This window comes from Bacillus cereus group sp. Bce041 (genome assembly GCF_052646455.1).
The window spans coordinates 263,430-289,096 of the sequence record NZ_JBQXON010000005.1; the positions used below are offsets into that span (position 1 = coordinate 263,430).

The window sequence follows — 25,667 nt, forward strand, 5'->3', positions numbered from 1 at the left end:
TACCCGTTTTTACTTTTAGACTACTTGCTAAATTCAGCAAGTAAAATATTTTTAAAAGGATCAGGAGTATCAGCTTTAAGGCTGTTCAAATTGACTGCCAATGTATGCTTGCCTCCAAGTGTGCCTCCAGCAAAAGTTAAAAAGCCAGGAATGGTTCCTCCATGCCACCATATCGATACACCGTTTGAAAGCTTCATTTTGAAAATTCCAAGCCCGGAATCGCCAAGTTCATCTGTTCCTGTAGGGACTGTTGTAAGCATTTGCTTTAGTTGCTGTTCTTTCAATAACTTGCCCCCAAGTAAATAAGAAAAGAATTTGTTTAAATCATCAGCTGTAGAAATCATATCTCCGGCCGAGCTCCCCATACTTGGGTTATAATAAGTAACATCTTTTGGCTCACTTGCTCCGTCTAATTGGATATATCCATGGGCATGCTTGGTTCCTGGAATGACGCTTGAATTTCCAGGTAAGAATGTATTCGCTAATTCAAGTGGTTCAATAATTCGATTTTCAATCTCTTCCGCATAGCTGTTCCCAGTTACTTTTTCAATAAGAATTCCTAGTAATACATATCCTGTATTTGAATACGACCAGCTCTTTCCTGGAGCAAAATCTGGAGGCATGGATATTCCCATCTTTACTAATCCTTCAGCAGTATAAGATTTTTTTGTATCCATCATATTAAAATCCTTTGACCTTGTGTAATTAGCGATACCACTTGTGTGATTCAATAATTGCCGGATAGTAATCTGTTTATCATCATATCCATTTCCTTGAATGACACCAGGCAACCATTTTTCAATAGAATCGTCTAAATTCAAGCGGTTTTCTCCTGCTAATTGAAGTATAACTGTTGCAGTGAACGTCTTTGTCACGCTGCCAATTCGAAAACGAAAATCTGTTTTCATTGGTTTCTTAGTACTCAGATCAGCTACACCAGCCGCATAACTCCATGTTTTTCCACTCTCAGAAGTTTTAGCAAGTATCCCTGGATATCCTAGTTTCAATGTATCCCGCATTGCCTCTTTGACGGAATTATGATCTCTTTGGGTGCTTGTTTGTAACGAACTAGATACATTTTGAATGGACTCCGCTTTTACACTTGAGGTTGGAGTTGTATAAAACAGGGAACCTCCAGTTATTAAAAGGGCTAAACCTGTACATGTAATTTGGCGATGCTTTTTCATCAAAATATTCCTCTCCCCTATTCATATTGTATAAATGGTTATTTGCTGTTTGGAACTAATCACACAGCTTTCTTCTTACCCCACTGCAAAAGGACGACATTGAATCTGTAATGTCTCTTTTCCTCCAAACAAGTCTTATTAATTGATTTGTTTTTTATAGAAATATATAGTATTTTTCTCCTCTCACTCTTCTTTACATTTTCATCTTACACAAGGAAAATCTCTTTTTTCTTACCTCTTCCTTACAAATTCCTTACGTTCAAAATTACTTTTATAATTGATTATTTTTTATGCGAGCCCCCTCACCATCAATTTAAGAATTAAAAAAAGAAGGGGATTATCCCCCTCCTTTTTACGCTTGCTCCGACTGTCGGAATTATTTAATAAAACCACGATTCAACTTAGTTAACTTTTCATTGATGTTAAAAATTCTTACTCTAATATCTTTAACACCAGCTGCTTCAAGTCTGTTCTTGTGCATTTCCGCGTATTTTTCAGCATCTTGTTTTTCTTCAAATACATAAATGCCTCCAGCTTCTTTTGTTTCTTCATTCTCAGTCCATATTTTCCAGTGGAATCCTTCTTCTTCGTTAATACTATTTGCTAAATCCCAAAATCCTTTTTCCATTTCTTCACCAAAAGGACCTTCAAACGGAAAATCAACTTGTAATAAATATGCCATTTTCACTCACTCCTATTTTTAATATAAAATTCTTGCCATTCTTTTACTGATTATGATCCGAATGATCGTAATGTCTAAATTCGTATTGCTATTATTATTCAAGCACTAATTGGAGAATCCCCCTATTTGTAACATAATCACAAAACGATAGTAACTTGAACGCATAAAGTGAAAGTTTAATAGTTTTCAGTTATGTTTAAAAAATATGATACAAACTTACCCCTAAACTAAGGACAAACAAAACAAGCGCAGGTATTGCTTTCTTAAAAGGATCTCTCGCTAATACAATTAGAGTTAATGCGGCTGCAAGCATCGTACCAGCTAATAACAATCCTGCCCATAAAGCTACTACTGGAATCCAGATTCCTATCAACATTCCAATCGCTCCTACAATCTCAAAAACTCCAGTTAAGAAATTAAAAAACGAAGGTAAACCAAATCGTTTGAACTCATCTGCCATTTTCCCGGATATAATTTTCATTCCTGTCATTAAAAAGAACAGAAACAACACTACTTTTACAATATTGATGAAAATTAAAATAGTAATCACACCTTTCTTATTATTTGATAAAAACTCAGTATTGTTCAGGTAGTAGTCACTACCTTTACCCTATTTCCTGAGATTACCAGTATGGAAGTCGCTTCCATTTACATTACCCTTTTCCATATTAAAGGGCTGAAAATTACATGCTATAGCATATATAATGCGGGAATTTGACTGGTACTAGGCAAAAAAGTTAACCTGAATCAGATATGATACAAAATAAAGTTATCTTTCCATTCGTCCAAACAAACAAAAATTATATGCTATAGCACATATAATACCTAAAACAAAGTTTGTTCCTTATGAATAGCATAGCATCAATAAGGAACAAATATTAATAGCGTGTATCATACAATTTGTTTAATAACGATTGTAATACTTTAATTTCTTCCTCGCTCAAATTACTCGTAACGAAATGGTGAGCGTCTTTCACTACAGGCAAGATTGTTTTCTTTAACTCGTCACCTTTTTCAGTTAAAAAAAGGTTATGTGAACGCCTATCTTGGTCATTCAAAGCCTTCCTTACAATCCCTTTTCTCTCCATTGACTGTATCATTCTAACAACAGTAGTTTGATCTTTATCAATAGCTTCCGCCAACTCTTTTTGAGTAGTGCTCCTTTGGCTACAAAGAACACTAATAATCCCCCACTGCTCTGGCGTAACTCCATAAGGCTTTAATTTCTTCGTAAAATAATTGGTCATTTTCACATCAGTACGATGAACAAGATAGCCTATTAAATCATGTAAGTTCATATATCACCTCTATAAATTAAGATATAAAAGGATATAGCATACCAGTCAATCATTCACAATGAATGTATTTGTTTCACCATATATATGCTATGGCACATATAATAAAGTAGATTATTTTAATTGTCAAATGATTTACCTATTATTTTTCGAAAACAAAATCGCCCCCCCTTAGATTATAGAAGGAATGACTAATTTGACGTATTTCTCTGGCGATTTCTCCTCTGTCGTTTTATGATATGCTAATAACATTTGATAAAATATGGTATCTACAAATAGTCAAATACCTTTAAAGATACCTCGTCCAGTTCTTGCTGTTGCAAGATAAACAGCATATAATCAGTTAACCACCCGCATTAGTAACGAAAACATAAAGAAAAGGCATTCCAAATATGAAACACCTTCTTTCGTTTTATAAAACCATCCAACACGCTGCACTTTTCAATTTAATATAATCACTCGTTTAACTAAAGAAATTGATTACATGCATAACGCTCTTCTCACTTTTCTTGCAAAATTTAGTGGATCATCAACGTCTTCGATATTAACGTAAATCAAATTTGGATCATCACATAACCACTCATTGTGTATAGACGAAACAATTATTCCTTGTTTAATAATTATCGCCACAAATTCAGTGACTTCTTTTTGTAAGAGTGCTACTCGGCCTAGGCATAATGCTCGTCCAGTTTTATTGTCTCGTGATTCGAATGAAAAGGAAGTTGTTACTCTAAAACGTTTTCCCAAGATTGTTGCTCGTATTTCATCCCTGTTTATTGTTGCCACGCATTTCCCACCGGCGAATCCTTCTTGCCCGCCGATAATTCTTGCAAACTGTTGACAAATTAATTCATCATTAAACGCCATACCTTTAATCATTCCCCCTTTTACTGTTAGGTTATGAATGAATACATAGGTCTGAAACGGTAATGAATCTAATGTATTATAAAAAAAATGATGACAATCTATCGAGAGCTATTAGCTCAATTATTCTTGATCGTATGAATTGTTATCAGAGTTTAAATGGTGCAGAATTTTCATTTTATGTTTAATGGGCATCGGAGACTGAAAGCAAAACTCAGCTATTATATGATAAGACATTTTTAAAAAGCATAAAAAAGACACCCTAAGGTGCTATCCTCCGACTTGAGAATCTTATCTATGTATGGAGAAATTTAGAAAAGACAAATACAAAAGAGAAAATTCGAACTATAATTTATAGAACTCTTATGCCATGAATTACTTACATATTTCCTTATTTACCAGAAGAAGAATCTCAGTTACATTATTTTCTGAACAGTCTCGTTAAAGCCATCCCAAGAAATCCAATGCCCATTCCTATTAGCCATCCAGTTTGGGCATTACCTAACATAGATCCCACTCCTCCACCAAGAAACATACAGCCAACGAATTCTAATCCTCCAATTCCCCAATTTGGCCGTTCCATAATTCAATCACATCCTTTCAATAAAACATATGCGATTAGCTCCCTCAACTTTCTTCTATAGGATAGTTCATTATTTTGCTTAAGTTTAGCTGTTCAAGGAATTCATAAGATGTGAAGTTTAAGCCATTTATATAGATTGTAGAAGTATGAAGATTTTCCACATTTCAAAATAGTAAAGTATAAACATGAAAAAACTCCAAACAAATTTTGTTCGGAGTTTTTTCAAATACGCGATATTTATTTAATCTTCATTATCAATTTCTATTGTACCTGTCCTTGCACTAACTTTTAAAATATTTAACAGATTATCAGGTGTCTTGATTTCCACTTCATATTCAAATTTTGATTGTGCTAAGTTGTCATCTTCTAATTCGAATTCTTTTTTCACATTAATAATTTCTCCATTTGTATGAGCTAAAGAAATTTCACGAACTTGTTTCTCTGTGTAGTTTTCATTCTTTTTTGCATAATTGTAACCCATGCCATAATATCCACTAATAATAGCAATACCACTTACTAAAATAGCAATTACACTTATCATTATTTTCTTTTTATGTTTTAACATTTCCATCCACTCCTTAATGATTAATCCTCTATTCCAAATCTTGCTTCAAGTGCATTTTCTGCTTGTTCTAATTGATCTTCCAGTATATCGTGTTCTCTTTCTTGCGTTTGATATTGTTCAACAGTTATCGTTCCAGCGTGATAATCTGCTTCTAGCTGATTATCAGATAGATCTATCTTGTCATCCAGTTGGTCAATTTCTTTTTTTACTGCTAAGTACGTATTTAGGTTTTCTTCTTTTGCTCCAACTGGTTTCGTGTTATTTGCCTTTTCTACAATAGATGTGACTTCGTTTTTGAAATCTTGTGTTTGCTTCGTATCATTCGTAGCAGGCCCTATTTTGCTTGGTTCTTGTTGTAATTGAGCAACTTCTTTTTGTAATTTATCATTTTCCACTTTCAGTTGTTGTACTTGTGTATTGTTATCAGCTTGAGTAGAACAAGCTGTTAACAATACACAAGACATTGCTCCAATCAGCATCCATTTTCCCATTCTGTTTTCCTCCCTTTACATGTGCACCTTATCCTTGCCTTTATATTACTCAACAAACATTAAAGGAAGATTAATGTACAAAAAAATAAAGTGAAGGCTTTTACAAGTAGCCCGACTCCCCCCTCGCATTCGCCGAATTTTGAGGGAGGAGTCTTACTACCCGTTAATACGGGATAAAATGATATAATTAACTAGTTTCTAATCTTTCTTTAATGTTTCGGAATTATAGTGATACATATTAATAAGAAGAAAAGGAGAATGTTAATGCGAGTTCTTATTGTCGAAGATGAACAAGACTTACAAAATATATTGGTAAAACGATTAAATGCAGAACATTATAGTGTCGATGCATGTGGGAATGGAGAAGATGCCCTGGATTATATAAACATGGCTACCTACGATTTGATTGTACTTGACATTATGATTCCAGGAATAGATGGTTTACAAGTATTACAAAGATTACGCGCGGACAATAATACAACTCCTGTCTTGCTTCTTACAGCTAAAGATACAATTGATGATCGTGTAACAGGACTCGACTTAGGTGCGGATGATTATTTAGTAAAGCCGTTTGCTTTTGACGAACTGTTAGCAAGAATTCGAGTGTTAATGCGAAGAAAAACAGGAAATACATCGAATGTGTTTGAAATCGCTGATCTAGTGGTAGATTGCAATATGCATAAAGTAACACGAGGAGACCAAGTTATCACTCTTTCCAGTAAAGAATTTGCTATTTTAGAATATATGATTCGTAATAAAGAAGTTGTGCTGACACGAGATAAAATTGAGCAACATGTGTGGAATTACGACTATGAAGGCGGCTCGAATATTATTGATGTTTACGTCCGCTATCTTCGTAAAAAAATTGATAGCCAGTTTGAAACGAAGTTAATTCATACAGTGCGCGGAACTGGTTACGTATTGCGAGTAGAACCATGAAAAGACTATCAATAAAAATGAGAGTGACCCTGTGGTATACGGGGCTAATTGTAATTATTATGGCACTCGTGTTAGCTTTTATTTTAACTTCTTCAGATAAAGTTTTACTTTTTAATATGAAAGATCAATTGAAGAGCACAGTAAAAGAAAGCATGGAAGATATCGAATATAAGCATGGGCAGTTAAAGATTGACGATGATTTTGAAACCTTAGAAGATGGAGTAAATATAAGCATTTATAGTAAACAAGGTGAGCTGTTGGTAGGACATAGTCCAACAAGCTTTAATAAAAAGATATCCCTTAAATCCGATGAAATACAAACCATTAAAGACGGCAATAAAGAATGGATAGTATATGATTTTCTCCATAATGCAGGCGGCGATGAGCAAGTCTGGGTTCGTGGAATAATGACTATGAACCAATTATCCTCAACGATGAATACGCTTATCGTGGTAACAATCATTTCATTCCCATTACTTATTCTTATTGCGGCATTCGGAGGATATTTTATCACGCAAAGGGCGTTTCGACCTGTGCAACAAATGAGTGATTCCGCCAGTAAAATTGGTGATGGTAAAGACCTTTCGAAGAGAATTAATTTACAAGGTTCACCGAAAGACGAAATGTATCATTTAGCACAAACCTTTGACAAAATGTTTGAGCGATTGGAGACATCATTTGAAAGTGAAAAACAATTTACATCTGACGCATCTCATGAATTAAGAACGCCAACATCTGTTATTATTTCACAATGCGAATACGCTTTATCGCAGAGGAATAACCCGAAAGAAATGGAAGAATCGTTAGAAGTAATTTTAAAGCAATCACGTAAAATGTCCGCTCTAATCTCACAACTCTTATTATTAGCAAGAGCTGACCAAGGAAATCATAATACTTTCCAATTTGAATGTATCAATATGAGTGAATTAACGGAAATCGTTGTAGAAGAACTTTCATTAATGGTTCAAGAAAATTCGATTGAAATAACAACTAATATAGAGGAAGACCTATTTATTAAAGCCGATCAAACATTGATGATGCGTTTATTAATGAATTTACTAACGAATGCGATTGCTTATAGCAAAGCGAGTGGAACTGTGAATATGCAACTATTCCGTGATGAAACCAACATAATAGGTAAAGTCTCCGATAATGGCATCGGCATCAGCGAGCAACATATTACTAAAATATGGGACCGCTTCTATCGAGTTGACGCAGCACGAACATCTTCAAACATCGGAAACACAGGTTTAGGATTGTCGATGGTAAAATGGATTGTCGAACTACATGGAGGAGAAATTACGGTTGAAAGTAAATTAGGAGAAGGCAGTACTTTTACATTTAAACTACCAATTGAAAAAAGAGCATAATTTATACGTATCTGTCGCTTCAGAATAAAGATTGATTCAAAGGCTCTCTACAATCCTTATGTAAAAATAACTGACGCATTTTAAACATCATCGATTTTATCATTTTGGACAACCTATTCTGTTAAATTAATATACATGCGAAAACACTATCAAAATAAAACCCCAGAAATCCAATGGTCTCTGGGGCTTCATTATATATTTAGCTCTTTTTGCTTTTTGTTTTGTTTATGTCTATAGAGCAATTTACGACTTATTAGAGAAATCACTAATAAGGTCAGAATTAATAAGATAAGTTGCATAAATGATAAATCAAAATATTTAGCACCTGTAACGATTAAAAGTGTAGAAATCGTGCCTTTTACAACGAAAAAAATAATAACCCATAATCCGCCTTTTTTCCAGTTCATTTTATATTACCCTTTCCTACGTTTAAATTCTTAAAATATTTAATGATAGTTCGTAAATATGACAACTTAATAGAAATCTATTATATTAACAAAAAATTCATGTCTAATTAAATGCGACGATTCTATATTAAGTGAAAATGATATTCATTGTCAATTTTATTGATTATTTGAATACTTATTCTTAATCTCTTTCTACTTTGTTTCTTATAAGCAATACACTCTTGTATTCAAACAAAAACACCTCCATTGCATTTGCACACTTAGTATGCGAATGCAAGAGGTGTTTTTTCATATACCATCAGATAAGATTTCCTGCTTTGTTTATTTCTTGATACGTAGCTATTTTCTAGTACACGATAACTGGATCATACGTGTTCAAACTATCATATACAGTTTTTGCAACATTAGGAAGAAGGTTCACACATCCACCTGATCCTCCTGTTAAATAAGCATTATTTCCCCAGTCTTTTCGCCAGCCGGCATCGTGGAATCCTTGACCACTATTTGTGAATGGAACCCAGTAATCTACTTTAACCGCATAATCAGCTTTTCCTACTGCGTTACCTCTTAGCGTATATGGTGTTCGTTTATATAGGACGTACCACACACCTGGTGATGTATCTTCACCAGTACTATGTTTACCAGTTACTACATTTGTTGTAACGACTAATTTTCCATCTTTGTAAATCCAAATTTGTTGCTCTGCAATTGAAACTTCCGCATACGTGTCTCCGATGCCATTATTCGCTGTTGTTTTATAACCGATACCTTCCTTCTCCCAACCATTTCCGTGAATGTTAGAAGCAGAAAGCGACTTTTCGCCTTTCTCAAAGGCTTGTTGAACTTGTTTAGTTTCTTTTTCAACATCTAGTGCCCAGCCGTAGCCTTGCCCTTTTACTGATATGACTGAACCAGAATGCGTTTTAAATGAGAAATCTTTATTTAATGTTGATTTGGCATTATTAATTTCAGTAATTTTATTCTTAATGTCGCTCGCGTCAATTGTAACTTTCATATCCTTTGACATAGAAGCATTTTGAATTAAATCTTTTGCTTTTAAAGGATAAACTTCATTCTGCACTTTATACTCAACAGACTGTCCAAGAAGATTCTGTAGTGCTTTCTCCTCTTTTTTGACAATCGGATCGTCTTCTTTAATAGGTTTTATGTATGCAGACTTCAGATGAATTTCGCTTTTATATTTTTGCTTATCGTAATCTTTCAGTAGACTAGTAACGTCATACTGTTTTCCTTCAACACTTTTCGAAATAACAATTTTTCCTTGTTCTAGCTTCGCCATAGCATCTTGAGGCGCTTTTAATTTCTCATTCATAGAGATGAGCTTTTCTTCTACAAGTTTTTTCATCGTTTCACTACGATACTGATCTGCCTTCTCTGGTAGCAATGAATAATTTTCTCCCTTTGAGGAAGGGAAAAATGTCCACTGACTTTTTAATAGTTTCTTAACTTGAGGCAAATCTTTTTCCGTAAGTTCCGTTTTTGTATCTTTTTCATCTAAAATTTGTTGTTGATCAACATAGACTTTGTTTGCTAGTCCAGATGTCTTTAATTTCTGTATTGCCTGATCAGCGCTCAGACCACCAACTTTTGTGTCATTAATTGTAACATTCGAATTGAAGTGAGTTGCCTGATAATAACTCATTCCCCCAATAAGAAGTGCAATTACACCAATACCCGCTGCGATAAACTTCCAATTTGTATAACGTTTTTTTGATCTTACTCGTTTTTGATCAATTTCTTCAACTGATTCATTTGTTGTATTGTTGTTCATCAATCTTTCCCCCGTATGCATTAACGTCAAACGATTTTCAACTAAAATCATAGACTAGTGTACCTTATTTTTCCTAAAATTTCATTATTTCCGACCACATTTTATCGCAATTTAATGATTTAATTTAGATTTTTTAATAGTACGATGCATTGAACAGCCCTTTACAAGTCATAAAGTGAAACTTAAATTAACCGTCACACCAAGATATTTAGCTTAATATTCTAGGGGGAAATTTTTCTCTTTACGTAAAATACGAATTATATTATCCATTTTCATGAACATCAATCCCTAATTTTGTTAAAAAAATAAACGATAGTCCTTCTACATTTTTGATAAAAGGACTATCGTTTTTTCAGTTAGAGTATTTGTATAATCGTTTAACTTTTTATTTCCTGAAGGTCTAATGTGATGAAGATGATGAAATTTCATCTCATAGCCTTTAAATGAAAAACATTATTTTTTTATGACAATCAAGTTTATTTTTATAAATTAACCCCTTAGCTTGATGCCTTCCATATATCCAGCAGCCTAAGATTAAGTAAGAGTCCGTTCAACTAGATTTTTTCTAATATTTTTAGGAGCATCTTATTTCAACCTTGTCATATTACACTAATTGAATTTAAAACACATCCGTATGCTATTTAGTAAAATTTACGATTCGAGACATAATTATTGCAGTAGCCAAGATAATAATAGCGGTTATCAAACCAGATTCTCCAATCCAAATCTCAGTTTGATCTCCTGTACTTGCACGTGCGAAAGGTCCTTGAATAATGGCATTCCAAGTAGTATGAATGATAACCGAAGGCCAAACGCTACCTGTGATAAGTCGTAAATAAGCTGTAATATAACTAAATGGCACAATACAAAAATAGATGCCAAGTACTGAAAGTAGGGCCGATGTTCCCTCTACATATAGACCAGCTATAACAATTGGAACATGCCACGTTGCCCAAATCAATCCGCTAATAAGGATTGGGCGTGAAAACTCTGCATCGATTAGTCTTGTAAGCATATAACCTCGCCAACCCATTTCTTCTCCCATAACTGGAATTAAGTTAAGCAAGCTACCTAAAACTCCGCTCAATACTACTATAAAAATGAAACTTAATGGTATCGGTAGATACTGAAATCCAAGTATATTGTAAATAGGTTCTAGCATACCACCTTGCGGGGGCTGAAACCTCGCAAGTCCGCTAAACCAGGCGATAGAATAAGTAATTCCACATATTATCATAGGTATTAACAGCGCAAAACCAATCCCCTTCCATATCTTTAAGTTACCGAGACTAAAAGATACATCTTTAAACCCTTCTTTCAATATTATGCGAGTCAAAATAGAAGAAAATGCTGGGGTAAACATATATACCACAATAAGCGGCATACTTTTAGTAATCATTACTACTACATTTAGAATAATAGAAGTAATGGTTAAGATACTTAGAAAGAGTTGAAGTCCTATTTTAGCACGTTGGATTTTATCTTTATTGTGGAATGCTTCTCCGTGTAATAACATTGTAATCCCCCCTTCCCCTTTTATTCATTTGTTTATCAAATTTACTTCCTGTCATTTCAACAGCTACAACTTAGAATAAAAATATTTTGACATACAGATCATTCATCTTTAAAATCCCTCCCAAATTCATAATCTAGTCTTACTTGCGATTCAACAATTTAATTATTATTTATAAACTGTCATAGCCGATAGTACAAAAGTGTAATGATTAACCTATGACTTGTGTCAATTAATCTTATGACAATATGTAACTAGAAAATATGATATGGAATAAATAACAATTAAATTAAGGCAATTGATTCGTGCAAGTACATGAATCAATCTTGTTTATAAAAATAATTCAATTGAGGTGGGCAAAAATGAATAAGAAAAGAATGATTGCAATGGTTAGTACAGCTTTATTAGTCACAGGATGCGCGGAAGTAGGAAACGCTCAAACTGTAGCAGTCGAAAATTCAGGTCAATCAGTCCAAAAAAATATAGTTAAATCAATACAATCACAGGCTAACCCATTAAAAACGATAGAGCCGTCAAAACCATTTGAAGATTTAAAACCACTTAAGAAAATGATTGGGAACGCGCAATATGTAGGATTAGGAGAGAATACTCATGGAAGCTCTGAAATTTTTACTATGAAGTTTCACCTTGTGAAATATTTGGTTACTGAAATGGGTTTTACGAATTTTGCAATGGAAGAAGATTGGGGAAACGGCTTAAAACTAAATGAATATATCCAAACAGGAAAAGGAAACCCTAGGGAATTTTTAAAATTGTTATATCCTACTGATGAAATTATAGCCATGATTGAGTGGATGAAAGATTATAATGCTGATCCATCCAATAAAAAAAAGATCCAATTTATTGGGCTCGACTTAAAGGCGTTGGACCAAGGTAGCTTTAATAAAGTAATTGATTATGTAAGGCTGCATCGACCAGATTTGCTGGCAGAAGTAGAAGAAAATTATAAAGAATTGTCTTCTTTTACTGGAAGTATACAGGAATATATGAAACTTGCTCCTGAAAGGAAAGAGAAGTTTAAAGCAAACGCTGAGAGAGTAGCCCGATTACTAAAAGATGAGAATGAACAAGCCAACACAGAAATAATTCCATCCGAGTACATCTGGGCGAAAGCAACGGCAAGTGCAATAGAGAAATTTACCACAATGCTACTCCCTAACGACTATCCAAGTATAATAAAACTACATGAACAATACTTGGCCGATCATGCAATGTGGGCACAAGAGACATTTGGTGGTAAAACGATGGTATGGGCACACAATATTCATATAGCTAAAGGAATTATCGATGAGAAATTATACCCTTATGTTGCGGGGCAGTTTTTGAAGGAACGTTTAGACAATAATTATGTCACAATTGGTAGTACAACTACGGAGGGGAATTTTACCTTATACAGCGAATATGATCCTTCCACTGGAGGTAAGATTACAACAGACACTATTCCACAAGATGTAAAAAGTTTCAATTATACTCTCGGAAAAGTGCCATATAAAATGTTTTTATTGGATAACCGTCACCTTAAAGGACAAGCAGAAAAATGGGTTAAAGCAAAAAGACCATTACTAAGTATAGGGGGACAAATCCTCCCGAACAGTTCGGTGTATTTTGATACTTCATTGCTTGAGCAATTTGATATTATTTTTCATATTCGAAAAACAAGTCCATCTCATATTAAATAAAAGTACAAAGCAATCCCGTTCTTGCAGATGTAAGAACGGGATTGCTTTGTGGAGGAGTAATAAAGTGAAACTTTAATCAGCAGGTTTTTGTTCATCCCCCACTGATTATTAGCCTTCACCAATCGTGCGTTTACCGGCAGCCCGCCCCCCACCTAACGCTGAATTTTGAGGTGGGAGTCTTACTGCCCAGTAAATAGCGGGATAAAAGCATCTTTTTTAACCAGAAGTAAGCTGCTCTCCCCTTTTTAACATCATTTAGAACTGTCATATGACACTTTTACACTAGTGAGAATGACAAAAAAAGCAGTATGATTCGGTTATTACACAGATAGGAGCGATGAACTTTATGAAATCAAGATTCATCCAGAATGGTTATTTTTTATTGCTAACTTTCGGTACAGGATTGTTTTATTTTTGTTTTTACCTAATAGCTCTGCTATTTAGTTTAACCCTTTCATTTACTGTTGTTGGGATTCCACTAGTTATACGCGTACTACAGACTACCACACCCTTTATCCAATTCGAGCGCATACAGACGAAAATTTATACAGATATTTCAACAGACTCTTACGATAGAAGTATAACAATGGATACATCGAACTGGTCTCAGGTGAAATTAGTGCTAACAGATCGTCGCACTTGGTGTGCTGTCTATTGGCTAATGCAGAAATTTACGATTGGCATTTTCAGTCTCATTAGTGCAATCATTTTTTACGTAATGCCACTTATGTTCCTGTTGACACCACTACTGTATCGATACATCGATATGAATATTATATTTATACAAATAGATACTTTTGCCAAGTCACTCTTTGTAATGTTTATGGGTATAGTATTTACCGCCATAAGTATTAGAATAGTCGATGGTTTGACAAAGAAAATTGGGGGCTATACACGTAGTATGATTCGGCAACTAAATCAATAGAAGTTTGAAGTTTGTGAGTAGTATCGTAGTTTTAAATTAAAAAGTATAATAAGGCAGGAAGGATTAAATTATAATATAGGAAGTAAAATGGTAGGCTATTTAGGGGGTAAAGAACTTGTTAGATATGGTTAAGTATTGGTTTTGGTATGATTGGATTATGTTAGGGGTACGCCTACTTGCTAGTGTGTCTATCATTCTAGCTACATTAAATTTTCAGGATGGTTTAACATTACCACTTTGGATTATTATTCTTTGGGAAATTATTGCCTTCTCTGTTCCATGGGTAGCCTTACTATTCAATTATAAATATTATTTGTTCACAGAAATACTGCTGTATGGTGGACTATGTATATATTTAACCTCATTATTTCCAGGGGCTTACAACACATTTCTTATATCAGTGTTTCTAATTGCTGCGAATAGTAAGCATTTGTCCTATTATTGGACAGCTCCAATAACGGTTTTTATAACAACTGGAATTTTCTATGCGGTCTCGCCAAGTAATAGCTATTGGATTATGGTCACCTATTATGGATTCGCATATGTAATGGGCTTCGCTTTTCATTTATTAATCGTCAATCATAAACAAAATGAATCAATTCGTAAACAAAACGCAGTACTTGAGCAATATATGTCTCAGATTGAACGCATTACACTGGCGGAAGAACGAAACAGACTGTCGAGTGAGCTTCATGATACAGTTGGTCACGCTTATACTTCTATTATTATGGGGATGGAAACGTTGCGCACCGAACTTGCTACTGAAATGGGTATACAGAGGCTAGATTCTCTGCTTGAAATGGGACGTAAAAGCATCGAGGACGTGAGAGGTTACCTACATCAAATGGAGTCTCCTTGTCAATCGCCTTCCTTAATTCAATCTCTCCAAAATCTTGGAGCCGAATTTCAGGAGCACGCTCAGGTTAATGTAAGTTTTCGGGCATACGGAGAGGAATATGAATTGTCTCGGCAAGCGAAGATAGCGTTCATTCGTTGCTTACAAGAGTCCCTTACGAATGCAGTACGTCATGGTCAGGGAACTGAAATTATAGTTTCATTGCAGTTTGAACAACAATATACGAGATTAGAAGTTCAAGATAATGGAAAAGGAAATGTAGAATGGCAGGAAGGCTTCGGTCTGAATGCAATGAAAGAACGAGCAATGAATTTGCAAGGTCAATTGTCTGTATATACAAAGCCAGATGAAGGAATGCTTGTTACATGTACCATACCGCGACAAACTGAAATAAAAGATGGACTTATTCGTTTGTTAATTGTAGACGACCAGCCGTTTGTTCGGGAAAGTTTGAGGACACTACTCGATAGATATGAAGATTTAAATGTAGTCGGTTTGGCCGAGGATGGCAATGAAGCCATCGATTTGTGTGGGCGCCTTCAGCCTCATGTTATACTTATGGATTTAGATATGCAACACATGGATGGAGTCGAAGCAACCAAAAAGATTAAGCAACAATGGCCACATATCCGCATATTGATTTTTACCACTTTTCAGGATACCGAACAGGCGTTGGAATCGCTTCGCAACGGTGCGGATGGTTTTTTACTCAAATCTATTGAAACATTGGAGCTAGCTAATACGATCCGACTTATTCACAAAGGTGGGACACTGATTGATCAAGGAATGTCTCACAAAATATTTGAGAAATTTGATGAGCAAAAAGAGACACCACAATCAAAAGCAACCGCTTATGAGCTAACAGCTAGGGAGATAGAAATATTGCAGCTAGTAGCAAAGGGACTTCGATACACTACCATAGCATCAAGGTTATATTTATCGAATGGTACGGTCAGAAATTATGCTTCCACAGCTTATACAAAGCTGGGAGTCCGTAACAAAGAAGAAGCTGTTCAAAAGGCTCTAGAAATTGGAATTATTGAATAAGAAAAATGTTTTTTTGTTTCTCTACAGCAAGGTAAAATGTAGTTACAAGGTACAGTAGAAGATAAAGTGAAACTTTAATCAGTGGGGTTTGTTCATCCCCCACTGATTATGAGCCCTCACCAATCGTGCTGCCCGTTAATGCGGGATAAACAACATCATTACATTAATCTTTTTTAGGGAGTACAATTCCTTTAAATAATTGAACAGTAATCCAGTAATACATCGAGTAAATTACTACAAAAATAACAAGTGGTAACCAAATGCGAGAGTACGGATCGATTACAAGAGGGCTAAACATGTTCATACCAACTAATATATGAGTAATCCCTACAATTGCTGGGAATAAGAATATGAAGAATAACTCTTTATAAATCGATTTTGTTAATAACTCTCGGCGAACACCAATTTTATGAAGCATTTGATAACGTGTTACATCTTTTGATGCTCCCGACAGAACTTTAAACATTAAGCAGCTTGCCATCATTGCTAAAAATGCAATTCCAACGAAGAAACCCATAAACATTAGTCCGCTGGCAAAATCATGACTCATAATATATGTTTGATACTTACTACCCAATTCTTCCGCTTTCACATTTTTATATTTTGCTATCTGTAATTCATCAAGTTTTTTCCATTCTTTTATGTATGATCCAAAATCATCTGTTTTCCCCATAAACACAATACTTTCTTTCCCCTTCAATCCATTGTATATGTTATAATCTACAATTTTTATTTCATAATCAGGATATAAATAATTGGGCTGGATCGTTCTGAAAACCTGAATCCATTGTTTTGTGTCTGTCTCTCCTTCAGCCCGTTTTATTGAAAATGCACCAATTGGTATTTCCTCTGAAGCTTTCTCTATTTTCATACCTTGCAAGAAAGGGCGATTTTTCTCTACATCTTCTTTAAGATAATAAACATATCTATCATCAAATTTGTAATGATATTCAAGTTTTTCTTGAAATAAGATACTACCCAAAATTGTCTTTTCTTCCACTGTTGGATTATGAATGACTGAATCGTAAATTTGTATTTGATCTGTAATTTTTAGGATGTTGTTTTTAAATGCCATACCACAAGCAATTCCACCAGCACCAAGAGCCACTAAAATTGCTAGTGTTGCAAGCACATTTGTTAGACTATTAATGCGGAAATTTAATTGTGCAAAAGTAAAAGCATTGAGGCCTTTTTCACTACGTTTTTTATTACTCTTTAGCTTGTTAATCATAACTGGAAGAAGTGATCCAAATATAAGGTAAGTACCAACAGTTGCTGAGATTAATCCAACAGCCATTAATCCCAAAACAATTAGCGAATTTGCATATGATATATAAATAAGTGATGCATAACCAATACCCAATAAAAGAATACCAAGGAATGCAACTACAACTGTCATTTTTCCTTTTATGGCAACACGTTCTGTTTGTTCATCAGCATGTACAAGTTGCAGTACAGAAATACGAGATAATTTAATACTATTCATAATTGCAGATAATACAAAGAGTGCAAAGAAAAAGATGCAAGTAATAGCTATAGATGGCAGATAAAATGCTTTATAACCTTCGCCAGCAAACTCGAGTTGTTTCATTAATAGCTGACCGATACCTTCTGCAAGTCCTACACCAATTGTAATTCCAATCAAAAGAGAGGTGGCACCTAATATGATTGTTTCAATGAACATAAGTAAGGTAACTTTATGCTTTTTTGCTCCTAACATCATATACATACCAAATTCTTTTTGACGAAGAGCTGATAAGAAAGAGTTTGCATATAAAATATAGAAAAATGTGATAATCGCTAACAAAACGGAACCAATTTTAAAGACAGCCACAATATCCCTAATAGAAGAGTTAGATTCAAGGAACGTTTTATTGGATGCTAGCGTTTGAAACATATAAAAAGTTGAAATAGAGACAATAAGACCAACAAGTAAAACAATGTAATCTTGCAACTTACTTTTTAGGCCTGACATAGAAAGCTTAAATAACATGATTGAACTTCCTTCCTTACGCTTTTTGTGTGCCTAAGTTTGCAAGCACATCTAAAATTTCTTTATAGAATTCTTCACGGGTACTACCGCGATGAATTTCTTTATATAACTCACCATCTTGAATGAATAAAATACGTTGACAGTAACTTGCGCTGTAAGGATCATGCGTAACCATCATAATGGATACACCTTGCTCTTTATTTAAGCTTGTCATGGCATTAAGTAAACTCGTTGCATTTTTAGAATCTAGAGCTCCAGTCGGCTCATCTCCCAAAATAATTGCTGGTTCATGAACTAACGCACGTGCTGCTGCGGAACGTTGCTTTTGTCCACCAGATACTTCAGAAGGATATTTTTGAAGTATAGCTGTAATTCCTAACATATCAGCTACTTTTTCTACTTTCTTTCCAATATTACGAGATGAAACACCTTGAAGTGAAAGTGGGAGTGCGATATTTTCATAGATAGATAAATTCTCCAATAAGTTAAAGTCTTGGAAAATGAATCCTAACTTTTGTGAACGAAAATCAGAAAGTTCACCCTGCTTCATCCTCGTAATATCCGTTCCTGCAATTTCAACAACGCCGCCTGTTGCTTTATCTAACGTTGAAATTACATTTAATAATGTTGTTTTACCAGAACCAGAAGGCCCCATAATACCAACAAACTCTCCCTCTTGAATTGAGAATGATACACCTTTTAATGCGTGTGATTGATTCTCACCTTTTTTACCGTACAATTTTTGAATGTTTTTTACATCTACAACTGGCTTTATCATTTATATCCTCCTACATTTTTTTATTTCATTACAATAAGCTACAATGAAATCTTTCCTTTTATCTTCTTTGCTCACCTCATCACTTTGAATACACCCATGATAAACTATGAAAATTAGGAAACACCCCGTAAAATCCTTAAGATTTCTTAAGTTTAAAAAAAAGCTCATGGAACCTGTAGTTCCATAAGCTTTCTATCTAATTGGATGTTCAACAATAAAAGACATCCAACCATCTTTATATTCTGCATGTATATTACCATGATGAAGTTCAACAATTCTTTTTGAAATAGCAAGCCCCAGTCCATTTCCCTGGTCATCTTTTCTTGCCTTGTCCCCCCTGAAAAACCTTTCAAACAATTTATTTGGATCGCTAACAGGCGGTTTCTCGACTTTATTTGATACTTTCAACATTGCCTTGTTACCTATTAGTTCAAGACATATAGATAATTCGGATGGTTTCATGCTGTACTTTATCGCATTCATAAAGAGATTTTCATATACACGTACCATTTTTTCTACATCTATGAAGATAGGTATTGTTTCTTCCGCGATAGATCTTTGAACGATTAAACTTTCCTTTTCAAATATAGGTATGTATTCTCCAACTATTTGTTCCAACAAACCTGATAAATCAACTTCATTAAGGTTTAACTTAGCATCTATACCTGATAAACGAGTATACTCAAACAGCTCATCAATTAAATATTTCAGTCTCTGTGACTTTGAATACGTGGTTTCAAGGTATTCCTGTAATTGTATGTTACTGTTGTATTGCCCTCTTTTTAATAAATCTATATAGCCAATAACAGATGTTAAAGGTGTGCGTAAATCATGAGATACATTGGTGATAAGTTCATTTTTTGTACGTTCTAATTGTCTTTCTTGTTCAAATGTATTCTCCAATTCCTTGGACATATAGTTGATATTTTGAGCAAGTTGGGTCAATTCGTCCTTCCCCTTAATCCCAATTGTTAAACCCAGTTTTCCATTTGCAATATCATTCACATTTTCCGAAATGAGCTTCAAATATATTATTTTCTTTCGAACCAATAGCAAAAAGATTACTATAAAGTTTAAGATTGCGAACGTAAATAAGAACAACATTGCGAGTCTCACTTCAAACATGCCAAAATCTTCGTGTTTTATAAAAAATGGATCTATGACGTATTGCACAATGGGGATTGTTAAACCAAATGAAATAAAAAAACTAATTGCAACAGCACCAAGAAGTTTTATAATGATCTTATTTCTGAAACTAATATTTTTCATATTTTATACCCAATTCCCCAAACTGTTTTAATATAAATGGGATGTTTAGAATCTTCTTCAATTTTGTCTCTTATTTTTGTAATATGCACCATGACGGTATTATCTGATTTAAAAAAACCTCTTTCCAAACTGCTTCATATATTTTTGCTACACTTAGGACAATCCCTTTGTTACGGGCAAGTAATTCGAGAATAGCAAACTCTTTTGGAGTTAACCTTATTTCTTTTCCCCTTACCCATACTTGACGTGTATCTGTATTTACGGTTAAATCACCAATTTCTAGAATGCTTTTATTATGTTCTATGGACGTATTGTATTTTTTAAACCTTCTTAATTGGGATTTTACCCTAGCAATTAATTCTAGTGGGTTAAACGGTTTTGATAAATAATCGTCTGCACCAGAGGCTAGGCCCTGAATTTTGTCTATATCCTCAGATTTTGCAGATAGCATAATGATAGGCATATTGCGATCTTCCCTAATTTTCATACATGCTTCAATGCCATCCATATTCGGCATCATAATATCTAAAATAATCAAATCAAAGTCCTTTTCTTCTAACAGTTGTAAAGCTTGTATAGCATCTTCTGCCTTTTGAGTTTTTAGGTCTTCATTTTCCAGATATACCGAGATAAGATTTCTAATCTCTTTATCATCATCAACAATAAGAATTTTCGACTCCATTTTATTCCTCCACATTAAATGCAATAAGTATTCAATAAAGCATATATTTGTTGTTACTTAGTTAATAAACTTAATAGAGATGGTTTCTATCTTCTTTCTTTACTTAAGACGATCTTTTGTAAAATACACAAAAAGACCGTCACAGTATTGTGACGAAAAAACAAGAAAATTTCAATAACTAATACTATTATTATTTATTTTTAGCTTTTAAGACACCCAGCGCTATTTTGGTTGCTTCTGCAATAAGCTTATCATCGTATTTAGCATCCTCTTTATCATGATTAGAAAGTATCGCAAGAATAATTGGCTTTTTATTTGGTGGCCAAATAATTGCGATATCATTTCTGGTTCCATAAGATCCCGAGCCCGTCTTATCAGCTACTTCCCATCCTCCTGGAACTCCAGCACGAATTAAGTTGTCTCCCGTAGTATTCCTTTTCATCCAATCTATTAATAAATCCCGTTTCTCAGTTGAAAGTACATCTCCTAGCGCAAAAGCCTGAAGACTAGTAGCTAATGCCTTTGGGGTACTAGTATCATGTACGTCTCCTGGATGCACTTCGTTTAACTCTGGTTCAAAACGTTCAGGATTTGTAACGGTATCTCCTATTTCTCTCAGTGATTTTTTGAATTCACTAGGTCCACCTAATTGTTTAAGAATAAGATTTTGCGCAGTATTATCACTATATCGAAGGGAAGCATCTGCAAGCTCTTTCAGAGTCATACCCCTATCAACATACTTTTCTGTAATTGGATTGTAATTAACAAGATCTTCACGAGTATACAAAACTCTTTGATTTAGATCTTCTATTGATTTCTTTTGTAAAAGTACTCCCACAGCTAAAGCTTTGTGGGTAGATGCGTATGCAAACCGTTTATCTGATTGATACGTAACGGTTTGATTCGTATCAGTGTCCAATGCATAAATACCGAGTTTAGCATCAAATTCTTTTTCAAGTTTAGCAAAAGAATCATTACCAGTAGTTTCTTGTTTGGTTTGATTTGTTTGTTTTGTTTGTTTAGGTAATTCAGACTGAGTATTGCCATCGGAACAGCCTATAAGCGTTGCACATGAAAGAAATACTACAGGTACCATCTTTTTGTAATGTAAAATGTTAAAAAACTTGTTTAAGACTATCATACATTTTCAACCTCTTTCAAGAATATATAGTTTTTCTAGGTGTTATACATATCGATACAATTAAAGAGTGTATCGGATATCACTCTTCTTGCATCTCACTTTTCATCAAATGATTGAACTATCATGAACACCTGTTTTATACGTATACTTAATAGACAACCTAAGTAACAAGTTTGTTCCATTTTTATCAGTAGTCGTATCTAGAAACCTAAAAGAGTCCATTTAGAAGATTTAAATGGACTCTTTCACTCATATAATACTATCTATAGTTAAACAAATAAGATTAAATACATTTAAATTTTCTTGTTTTATCTAATAAACTGTTTAGGCATTTCTTTAACGTGCTTATCATCATCACGCCAATCATAGGTTTCTTTCTGCGAAACATCTAAAGTTTGATCTCCAATTCTAACATTATTCTTATTTACCCATTCAATATATGGATCGGTATCTGGATAATTCCAATATATATTCTTCTCTGAATCTGTATCAAGGTTAACTAATTCACCCCTAACAGCATCCGCACTTAATGATCCTGCATTATGAAAATAAGTCTTGATGAGATATTTTCCATCTGGAGATTTCACTGTTCGAATTAATTCCCCTTTTGGAACACCTTGCAAACTAAAAAGTTTCCAATATCCAAATCCAATTATAATTACTAACATAGTAAGTATAGTTAGTAATACTTTTCTTTTTGTTTTTTTAATTTCACCTTTTGTATTTATAATACTCATTCAACTCCATTTCATAGAATACGCACCATATTATACCATTAAGTAAATGGTATAATATATCAAAATTAAAAATCCTCCCGTAATAGTATTATAAAAAGGGCATGTGATGATCTCCCTATTTATAAAGTGACACTTTAATCCCCCTCACCAATCGGGCTACCCGTTAATGCGGGATAAACATGAAAATTCCCCTTTAAGAAAAATATAAAAAATCAGACAGTATACTTGAATTGCTCTTCGCAAGAGAATATACTAATAAAGCAGGCTATGACGTTCCTTCCTTCTAACTTCTTTGGCGAAATAGGGATGTTACTTTCCTGCTAAACACATAGGCTATGACAATTCTTCCTTCTTTGTAGAAATTTCAAATTGTTTTAGAGTTGTCAATTTCCTATGAAAATAATTAGACTATAAAACCTCTTTCTTCTTTGGGTTTGAATAAACTTTAGTTTATCAACCATTGATGTAGAGGTTTTCTTTTCTTAATTAACAAATTACCACTTAACAACTAAATGTTATACCCCTAATTTTTCACTAAAAAATAGCTTTATACCCTCAGTGCATTTCTCTACAATTAGTGTGTTTATGCATGTAAAAATAAAAATCTACCACTGAAAGGAGGACAGTCGGACTATTCCCCTCTTTTATAAGGAGTGAATAATCGGCGTTCTCATGAAAAATTCTATTTACATAAGAAGAAGTTTGAAAGTAATTATAAAAAGAGAAGAAAATAAACTACCGAACATGTATTTAGCCACTGCTTTAAAAAACTTGGAAAGTTTAGGATTTACTTTTTCTGAGCCTTTAATAGAAGAGTTGCAAACACTTTCGGTTGGTGCATTCACATCGTTTTACAAAGAGTTGGTAAAACATTTAAAAGAAATGGTTGGTGCACATATTCAGTTTACTCCTATGTATCCAAACTTTCCGCAACAAATGATGGATTTAAGTGACGCTGATTTATACATCAATGCCGTTATTCATTATGTGACGTTGCGCCTACCTGTATCAAAAGTAGAAGAACGACTTCCTCTTTTAGATAGCGTTGATTTGAAAGTTATTGACTTAGGAAGTGAAGAAGATTTCAATCAAATGATTTCTCAATTGATTCGTGCAAACAGCTCTATTTCCTCAACTGATAAGACAGATGTAGAATGGGCTATTACACACACTGAAGATGTTTCCTGTTTTCTACCTAATGTAATTCCTCATAAGGAAAATATGTCTTTTATAATTAGGGTTTTATTAATAAACAGAAAAATATCAGCCGATGCTGCTGCAAAGTATTTTAAAACAGCAACTGATGTTCTTCGCCTTGCAGTTGCTTTATCTGAAGGTGATGTGAGTTTAGCATCCTCCGTTCGATTCAAGAAGTTTAACCGAGCAGAAAGACGCTTCCTTTTAGGATTGTTAGAGCAATACGGAAACATTACCGAAGATATGATTCGATACAAAAAACGTTGGATTCGTTTAGGTGAAATTCTTCATCCAGCAGAATATCATACTCGTTTCCCAAAAACCCACCGAGCATTTGAGATGCTTCGCAACAACATTAAAGTTGAAACATTTAATGGAAAAATAGAAGCAGCTTTGTTGAATCGTGATATCATGACAGCGAAAAATCTTTTAAAAACTCGCCCGGGGGAATTTGCCAGACGCTTGGATCATTTAATCCGTTTATGTAGTTATAAGTCAACAGATGTTTTCAATATTCTCGAAGATTTTCTAAGTATAATAGGAAACGTTTCTACTCCTGTATTACTTCAACTCACGGCTCATTTTAAGCATCGAAATGATAAAAATGAATTTCGTACCTTTTTTCCAAAGGGAAATGTAGCAAAAGCTATAGGTATTGAAAATACACTTCCATTTATCTCAGAGGATATTTGTTTAATGATTGTAAAAATGTGTGAAGATACTTTAAAAAATCGCTTTGTAGAACTTCCAAGTCTTGGAAAAGTATTTTTGGATGAACAGTTAAAAAATCACTTAGTTCCCTTCTCTCAACGTTCAGCCAGCAAAGCGCTTCGCACATTATCTCGAGGAAGTAAAGTAGATTTGCCAGAAGGAGATACGATTCGTTTTTTCCTATGGTGGAAAGAAGGCTATGTGAATGGACAACATACAGGACGTGTTGACATTGATTTGTCTGCTGCAATGTACGACGAAGATTGGCAATACAAAGAACATGTATCCTTCACGAACTTACGTTCAAAAAATTTCAAAGCCTACCATAGCGGAGATATTACTTCTGCACCAAAGGGAGCATCTGAATTCATTGATTTCGATATTCCGTCTGTGCTGAAATATGGTGGACGCTATGTAGTTATGACTTTGCTTTCTTACACAGACCAACCATATAAAGATTTACCAGAATGCTTTACTGGTTGGATGGTTCGTCAATATCCTGGTTCAGGTGAAGTATTTGAACCTTCTACTGTTCAAGATAAAGTGGATATTACTGCCGACACCCAAATCTCTATTCCAGTTATTTTAGACTTAAAGGAACGAAAATTGATTTGGACAGATTTGTCTCTTACAACAGATCTAACTTATGATAATACCATCGAGGCTAATCAAAAAGGTATGATACTAGTTGGAAAGGCTTTAACTAATTTAGTTAAACCGAATTTATATGACTTGTTCCGATTACATATTGAAGCTAGAGGTGAACTCGTTCAAGAAATCGAAGAAGCAGAAAGCATTTTTTCTTTGGATAAAGGGATTACTCCTTTCGATATCGAAAAAATAATATCTGATTTTATTGCTGACCCACAAGACTAACTACATTACAAACATTGATAATGTGTGGAAAATATCCATGTATAATGTCTATGTGAAACAGGACCTG

At 34.2% G+C, this 25,667-nt stretch carries 22 protein-coding genes and 1 pseudogene; 6 read left to right on the plus strand and 17 right to left on the minus strand.

Translation table 11 applies throughout. The features are described 5' to 3' along the window. Nucleotides 1-20: 20 nt before the first annotated feature. From ACUN13_RS18135 to ACUN13_RS18170, 8 genes are all read right to left on the minus strand, one after another. Nucleotides 21-1,187 carry a serine hydrolase domain-containing protein gene (locus tag ACUN13_RS18135; protein ID WP_257115512.1) on the minus strand — a complete coding sequence of 389 codons (1,167 nt, stop codon included), beginning with the start codon at nucleotides 1,185-1,187 and terminating at the stop codon, nucleotides 21-23. A gap of 376 nt (nucleotides 1,188-1,563) precedes the next feature. Next, nucleotides 1,564-1,869, minus strand: a complete 306-nt coding sequence (locus tag ACUN13_RS18140; RefSeq protein ID WP_000323764.1) for a monooxygenase — start codon at nucleotides 1,867-1,869, stop codon at nucleotides 1,564-1,566. Between the two features lie 196 nt (nucleotides 1,870-2,065). Continuing rightward, entirely contained in the window at nucleotides 2,066-2,416 is a 351-nt protein-coding gene (locus ACUN13_RS18145) for a DoxX family protein (RefSeq protein ID WP_257116094.1), read from the minus strand. 331 nt (nucleotides 2,417-2,747) lie between these two features. Next, on the minus strand, nucleotides 2,748-3,167 hold the full coding sequence (locus ACUN13_RS18150; RefSeq protein WP_001048567.1) for a MarR family winged helix-turn-helix transcriptional regulator: 420 nt from the start codon (nucleotides 3,165-3,167) through the stop codon (nucleotides 2,748-2,750). A gap of 477 nt (nucleotides 3,168-3,644) precedes the next feature. Then, a complete protein-coding gene (locus ACUN13_RS18155; protein WP_257115513.1) occupies nucleotides 3,645-4,043 on the minus strand; it encodes a DUF1259 domain-containing protein in 399 nt (132 codons plus the stop codon). A 406-nt stretch (nucleotides 4,044-4,449) separates the two neighbouring features. Beyond that, nucleotides 4,450-4,611: a hypothetical protein gene (locus tag ACUN13_RS18160; RefSeq protein ID WP_257115514.1), complete on the minus strand. Its 162-nt coding sequence runs from the start codon at nucleotides 4,609-4,611 to the stop codon at nucleotides 4,450-4,452. A gap of 241 nt (nucleotides 4,612-4,852) precedes the next feature. After that, nucleotides 4,853-5,176: a PepSY domain-containing protein gene (locus ACUN13_RS18165; protein ID WP_000912138.1), complete on the minus strand. Its 324-nt coding sequence runs from the start codon at nucleotides 5,174-5,176 to the stop codon at nucleotides 4,853-4,855. Between the two features lie 20 nt (nucleotides 5,177-5,196). Beyond that, nucleotides 5,197-5,667, minus strand: a complete 471-nt coding sequence (locus ACUN13_RS18170) for a hypothetical protein (protein WP_100650541.1) — start codon at nucleotides 5,665-5,667, stop codon at nucleotides 5,197-5,199. A 264-nt stretch (nucleotides 5,668-5,931) separates the two neighbouring features. Here ACUN13_RS18170 and ACUN13_RS18175 point away from each other — a divergent pair, with 264 nt between their 5' ends. Together ACUN13_RS18175 and ACUN13_RS18180 are read left to right on the plus strand one after the other, a co-directional pair. After that, nucleotides 5,932-6,606 (plus strand): response regulator transcription factor, encoded by a 675-nt coding sequence (locus ACUN13_RS18175; RefSeq protein WP_001264525.1) that lies wholly within the window; start codon nucleotides 5,932-5,934, stop codon nucleotides 6,604-6,606. Beyond that, on the plus strand, nucleotides 6,603-7,976 hold the full coding sequence (locus tag ACUN13_RS18180) for a sensor histidine kinase (RefSeq protein ID WP_060851931.1): 1,374 nt from the start codon (nucleotides 6,603-6,605) through the stop codon (nucleotides 7,974-7,976). The genes ACUN13_RS18175 and ACUN13_RS18180 overlap by 4 nt, the downstream gene beginning before the upstream one ends. 191 nt (nucleotides 7,977-8,167) lie before the next feature. On the opposite strand, the gene ACUN13_RS18185 is transcribed toward ACUN13_RS18180, so the two are convergent. The 3 genes from ACUN13_RS18185 to ACUN13_RS18195 all read right to left on the minus strand — a co-directional run bounded on the left by ACUN13_RS18185 (nucleotide 8,168) and on the right by ACUN13_RS18195 (nucleotide 11,691). Then, on the minus strand, nucleotides 8,168-8,383 hold the full coding sequence (locus ACUN13_RS18185) for a hypothetical protein (RefSeq protein WP_001104104.1): 216 nt from the start codon (nucleotides 8,381-8,383) through the stop codon (nucleotides 8,168-8,170). Between the two features lie 346 nt (nucleotides 8,384-8,729). Beyond that, on the minus strand, nucleotides 8,730-10,175 hold the full coding sequence (locus tag ACUN13_RS18190) for a L,D-transpeptidase family protein (RefSeq protein WP_025686866.1): 1,446 nt from the start codon (nucleotides 10,173-10,175) through the stop codon (nucleotides 8,730-8,732). Nucleotides 10,176-10,812: 637 nt separating this feature from the next. Then, nucleotides 10,813-11,691 carry a CPBP family intramembrane glutamic endopeptidase gene (locus tag ACUN13_RS18195; protein WP_069358111.1) on the minus strand — a complete coding sequence of 293 codons (879 nt, stop codon included), beginning with the start codon at nucleotides 11,689-11,691 and terminating at the stop codon, nucleotides 10,813-10,815. A gap of 359 nt (nucleotides 11,692-12,050) precedes the next feature. Here ACUN13_RS18195 and ACUN13_RS18200 point away from each other — a divergent pair, with 359 nt between their 5' ends. From ACUN13_RS18200 to ACUN13_RS18210, 3 genes are all read left to right on the plus strand, one after another. Further along, nucleotides 12,051-13,388, plus strand: coding sequence for an erythromycin esterase family protein (locus ACUN13_RS18200; RefSeq protein WP_257115515.1), 1,338 nt, complete (start codon nucleotides 12,051-12,053; stop codon nucleotides 13,386-13,388). Between the two features lie 346 nt (nucleotides 13,389-13,734). Then, a complete protein-coding gene (locus ACUN13_RS18205; RefSeq protein WP_071731931.1) occupies nucleotides 13,735-14,313 on the plus strand; it encodes a sensor domain-containing protein in 579 nt (192 codons plus the stop codon). Nucleotides 14,314-14,428: 115 nt separating this feature from the next. Beyond that, nucleotides 14,429-16,216, plus strand: coding sequence for a helix-turn-helix transcriptional regulator (locus tag ACUN13_RS18210; RefSeq protein ID WP_053564014.1), 1,788 nt, complete (start codon nucleotides 14,429-14,431; stop codon nucleotides 16,214-16,216). A gap of 163 nt (nucleotides 16,217-16,379) precedes the next feature. Here the strand turns inward: ACUN13_RS18210 and ACUN13_RS18215 are convergent, their stop codons facing one another. The 6 genes and pseudogenes from ACUN13_RS18215 to ACUN13_RS18240 form a co-directional block, all read right to left on the minus strand. Then, nucleotides 16,380-18,209, minus strand: a complete 1,830-nt coding sequence (locus ACUN13_RS18215) for an FtsX-like permease family protein (protein WP_257115516.1) — start codon at nucleotides 18,207-18,209, stop codon at nucleotides 16,380-16,382. 16 nt (nucleotides 18,210-18,225) lie between these two features. Next, nucleotides 18,226-18,987: an ABC transporter ATP-binding protein gene (locus ACUN13_RS18220; RefSeq protein WP_000595170.1), complete on the minus strand. Its 762-nt coding sequence runs from the start codon at nucleotides 18,985-18,987 to the stop codon at nucleotides 18,226-18,228. A gap of 192 nt (nucleotides 18,988-19,179) precedes the next feature. Continuing rightward, on the minus strand, nucleotides 19,180-20,256 hold the full coding sequence (locus ACUN13_RS18225) for a HAMP domain-containing sensor histidine kinase (RefSeq protein ID WP_182811794.1): 1,077 nt from the start codon (nucleotides 20,254-20,256) through the stop codon (nucleotides 19,180-19,182). Further along, nucleotides 20,253-20,938: pseudogene (locus ACUN13_RS18230) on the minus strand (response regulator transcription factor). The gene ACUN13_RS18225 and the pseudogene ACUN13_RS18230 overlap by 4 nt, the downstream one beginning before the upstream one ends. Nucleotides 20,939-21,128: 190 nt before the next feature. Further along, nucleotides 21,129-22,079, minus strand: coding sequence for a class A beta-lactamase (bla, locus tag ACUN13_RS18235; RefSeq protein WP_000636460.1), 951 nt, complete (start codon nucleotides 22,077-22,079; stop codon nucleotides 21,129-21,131). A 308-nt stretch (nucleotides 22,080-22,387) separates the two neighbouring features. Continuing rightward, complete coding sequence (locus tag ACUN13_RS18240) at nucleotides 22,388-22,816, minus strand: DUF5412 domain-containing protein (protein WP_257115518.1); 429 nt, start codon at nucleotides 22,814-22,816, stop codon at nucleotides 22,388-22,390. 672 nt (nucleotides 22,817-23,488) lie between these two features. Here ACUN13_RS18240 and ACUN13_RS18245 point away from each other — a divergent pair. After that, nucleotides 23,489-25,600, plus strand: coding sequence for a TerD family protein (locus tag ACUN13_RS18245; protein ID WP_445423892.1), 2,112 nt, complete (start codon nucleotides 23,489-23,491; stop codon nucleotides 25,598-25,600). Nucleotides 25,601-25,667: the final 67 nt, after the last annotated feature.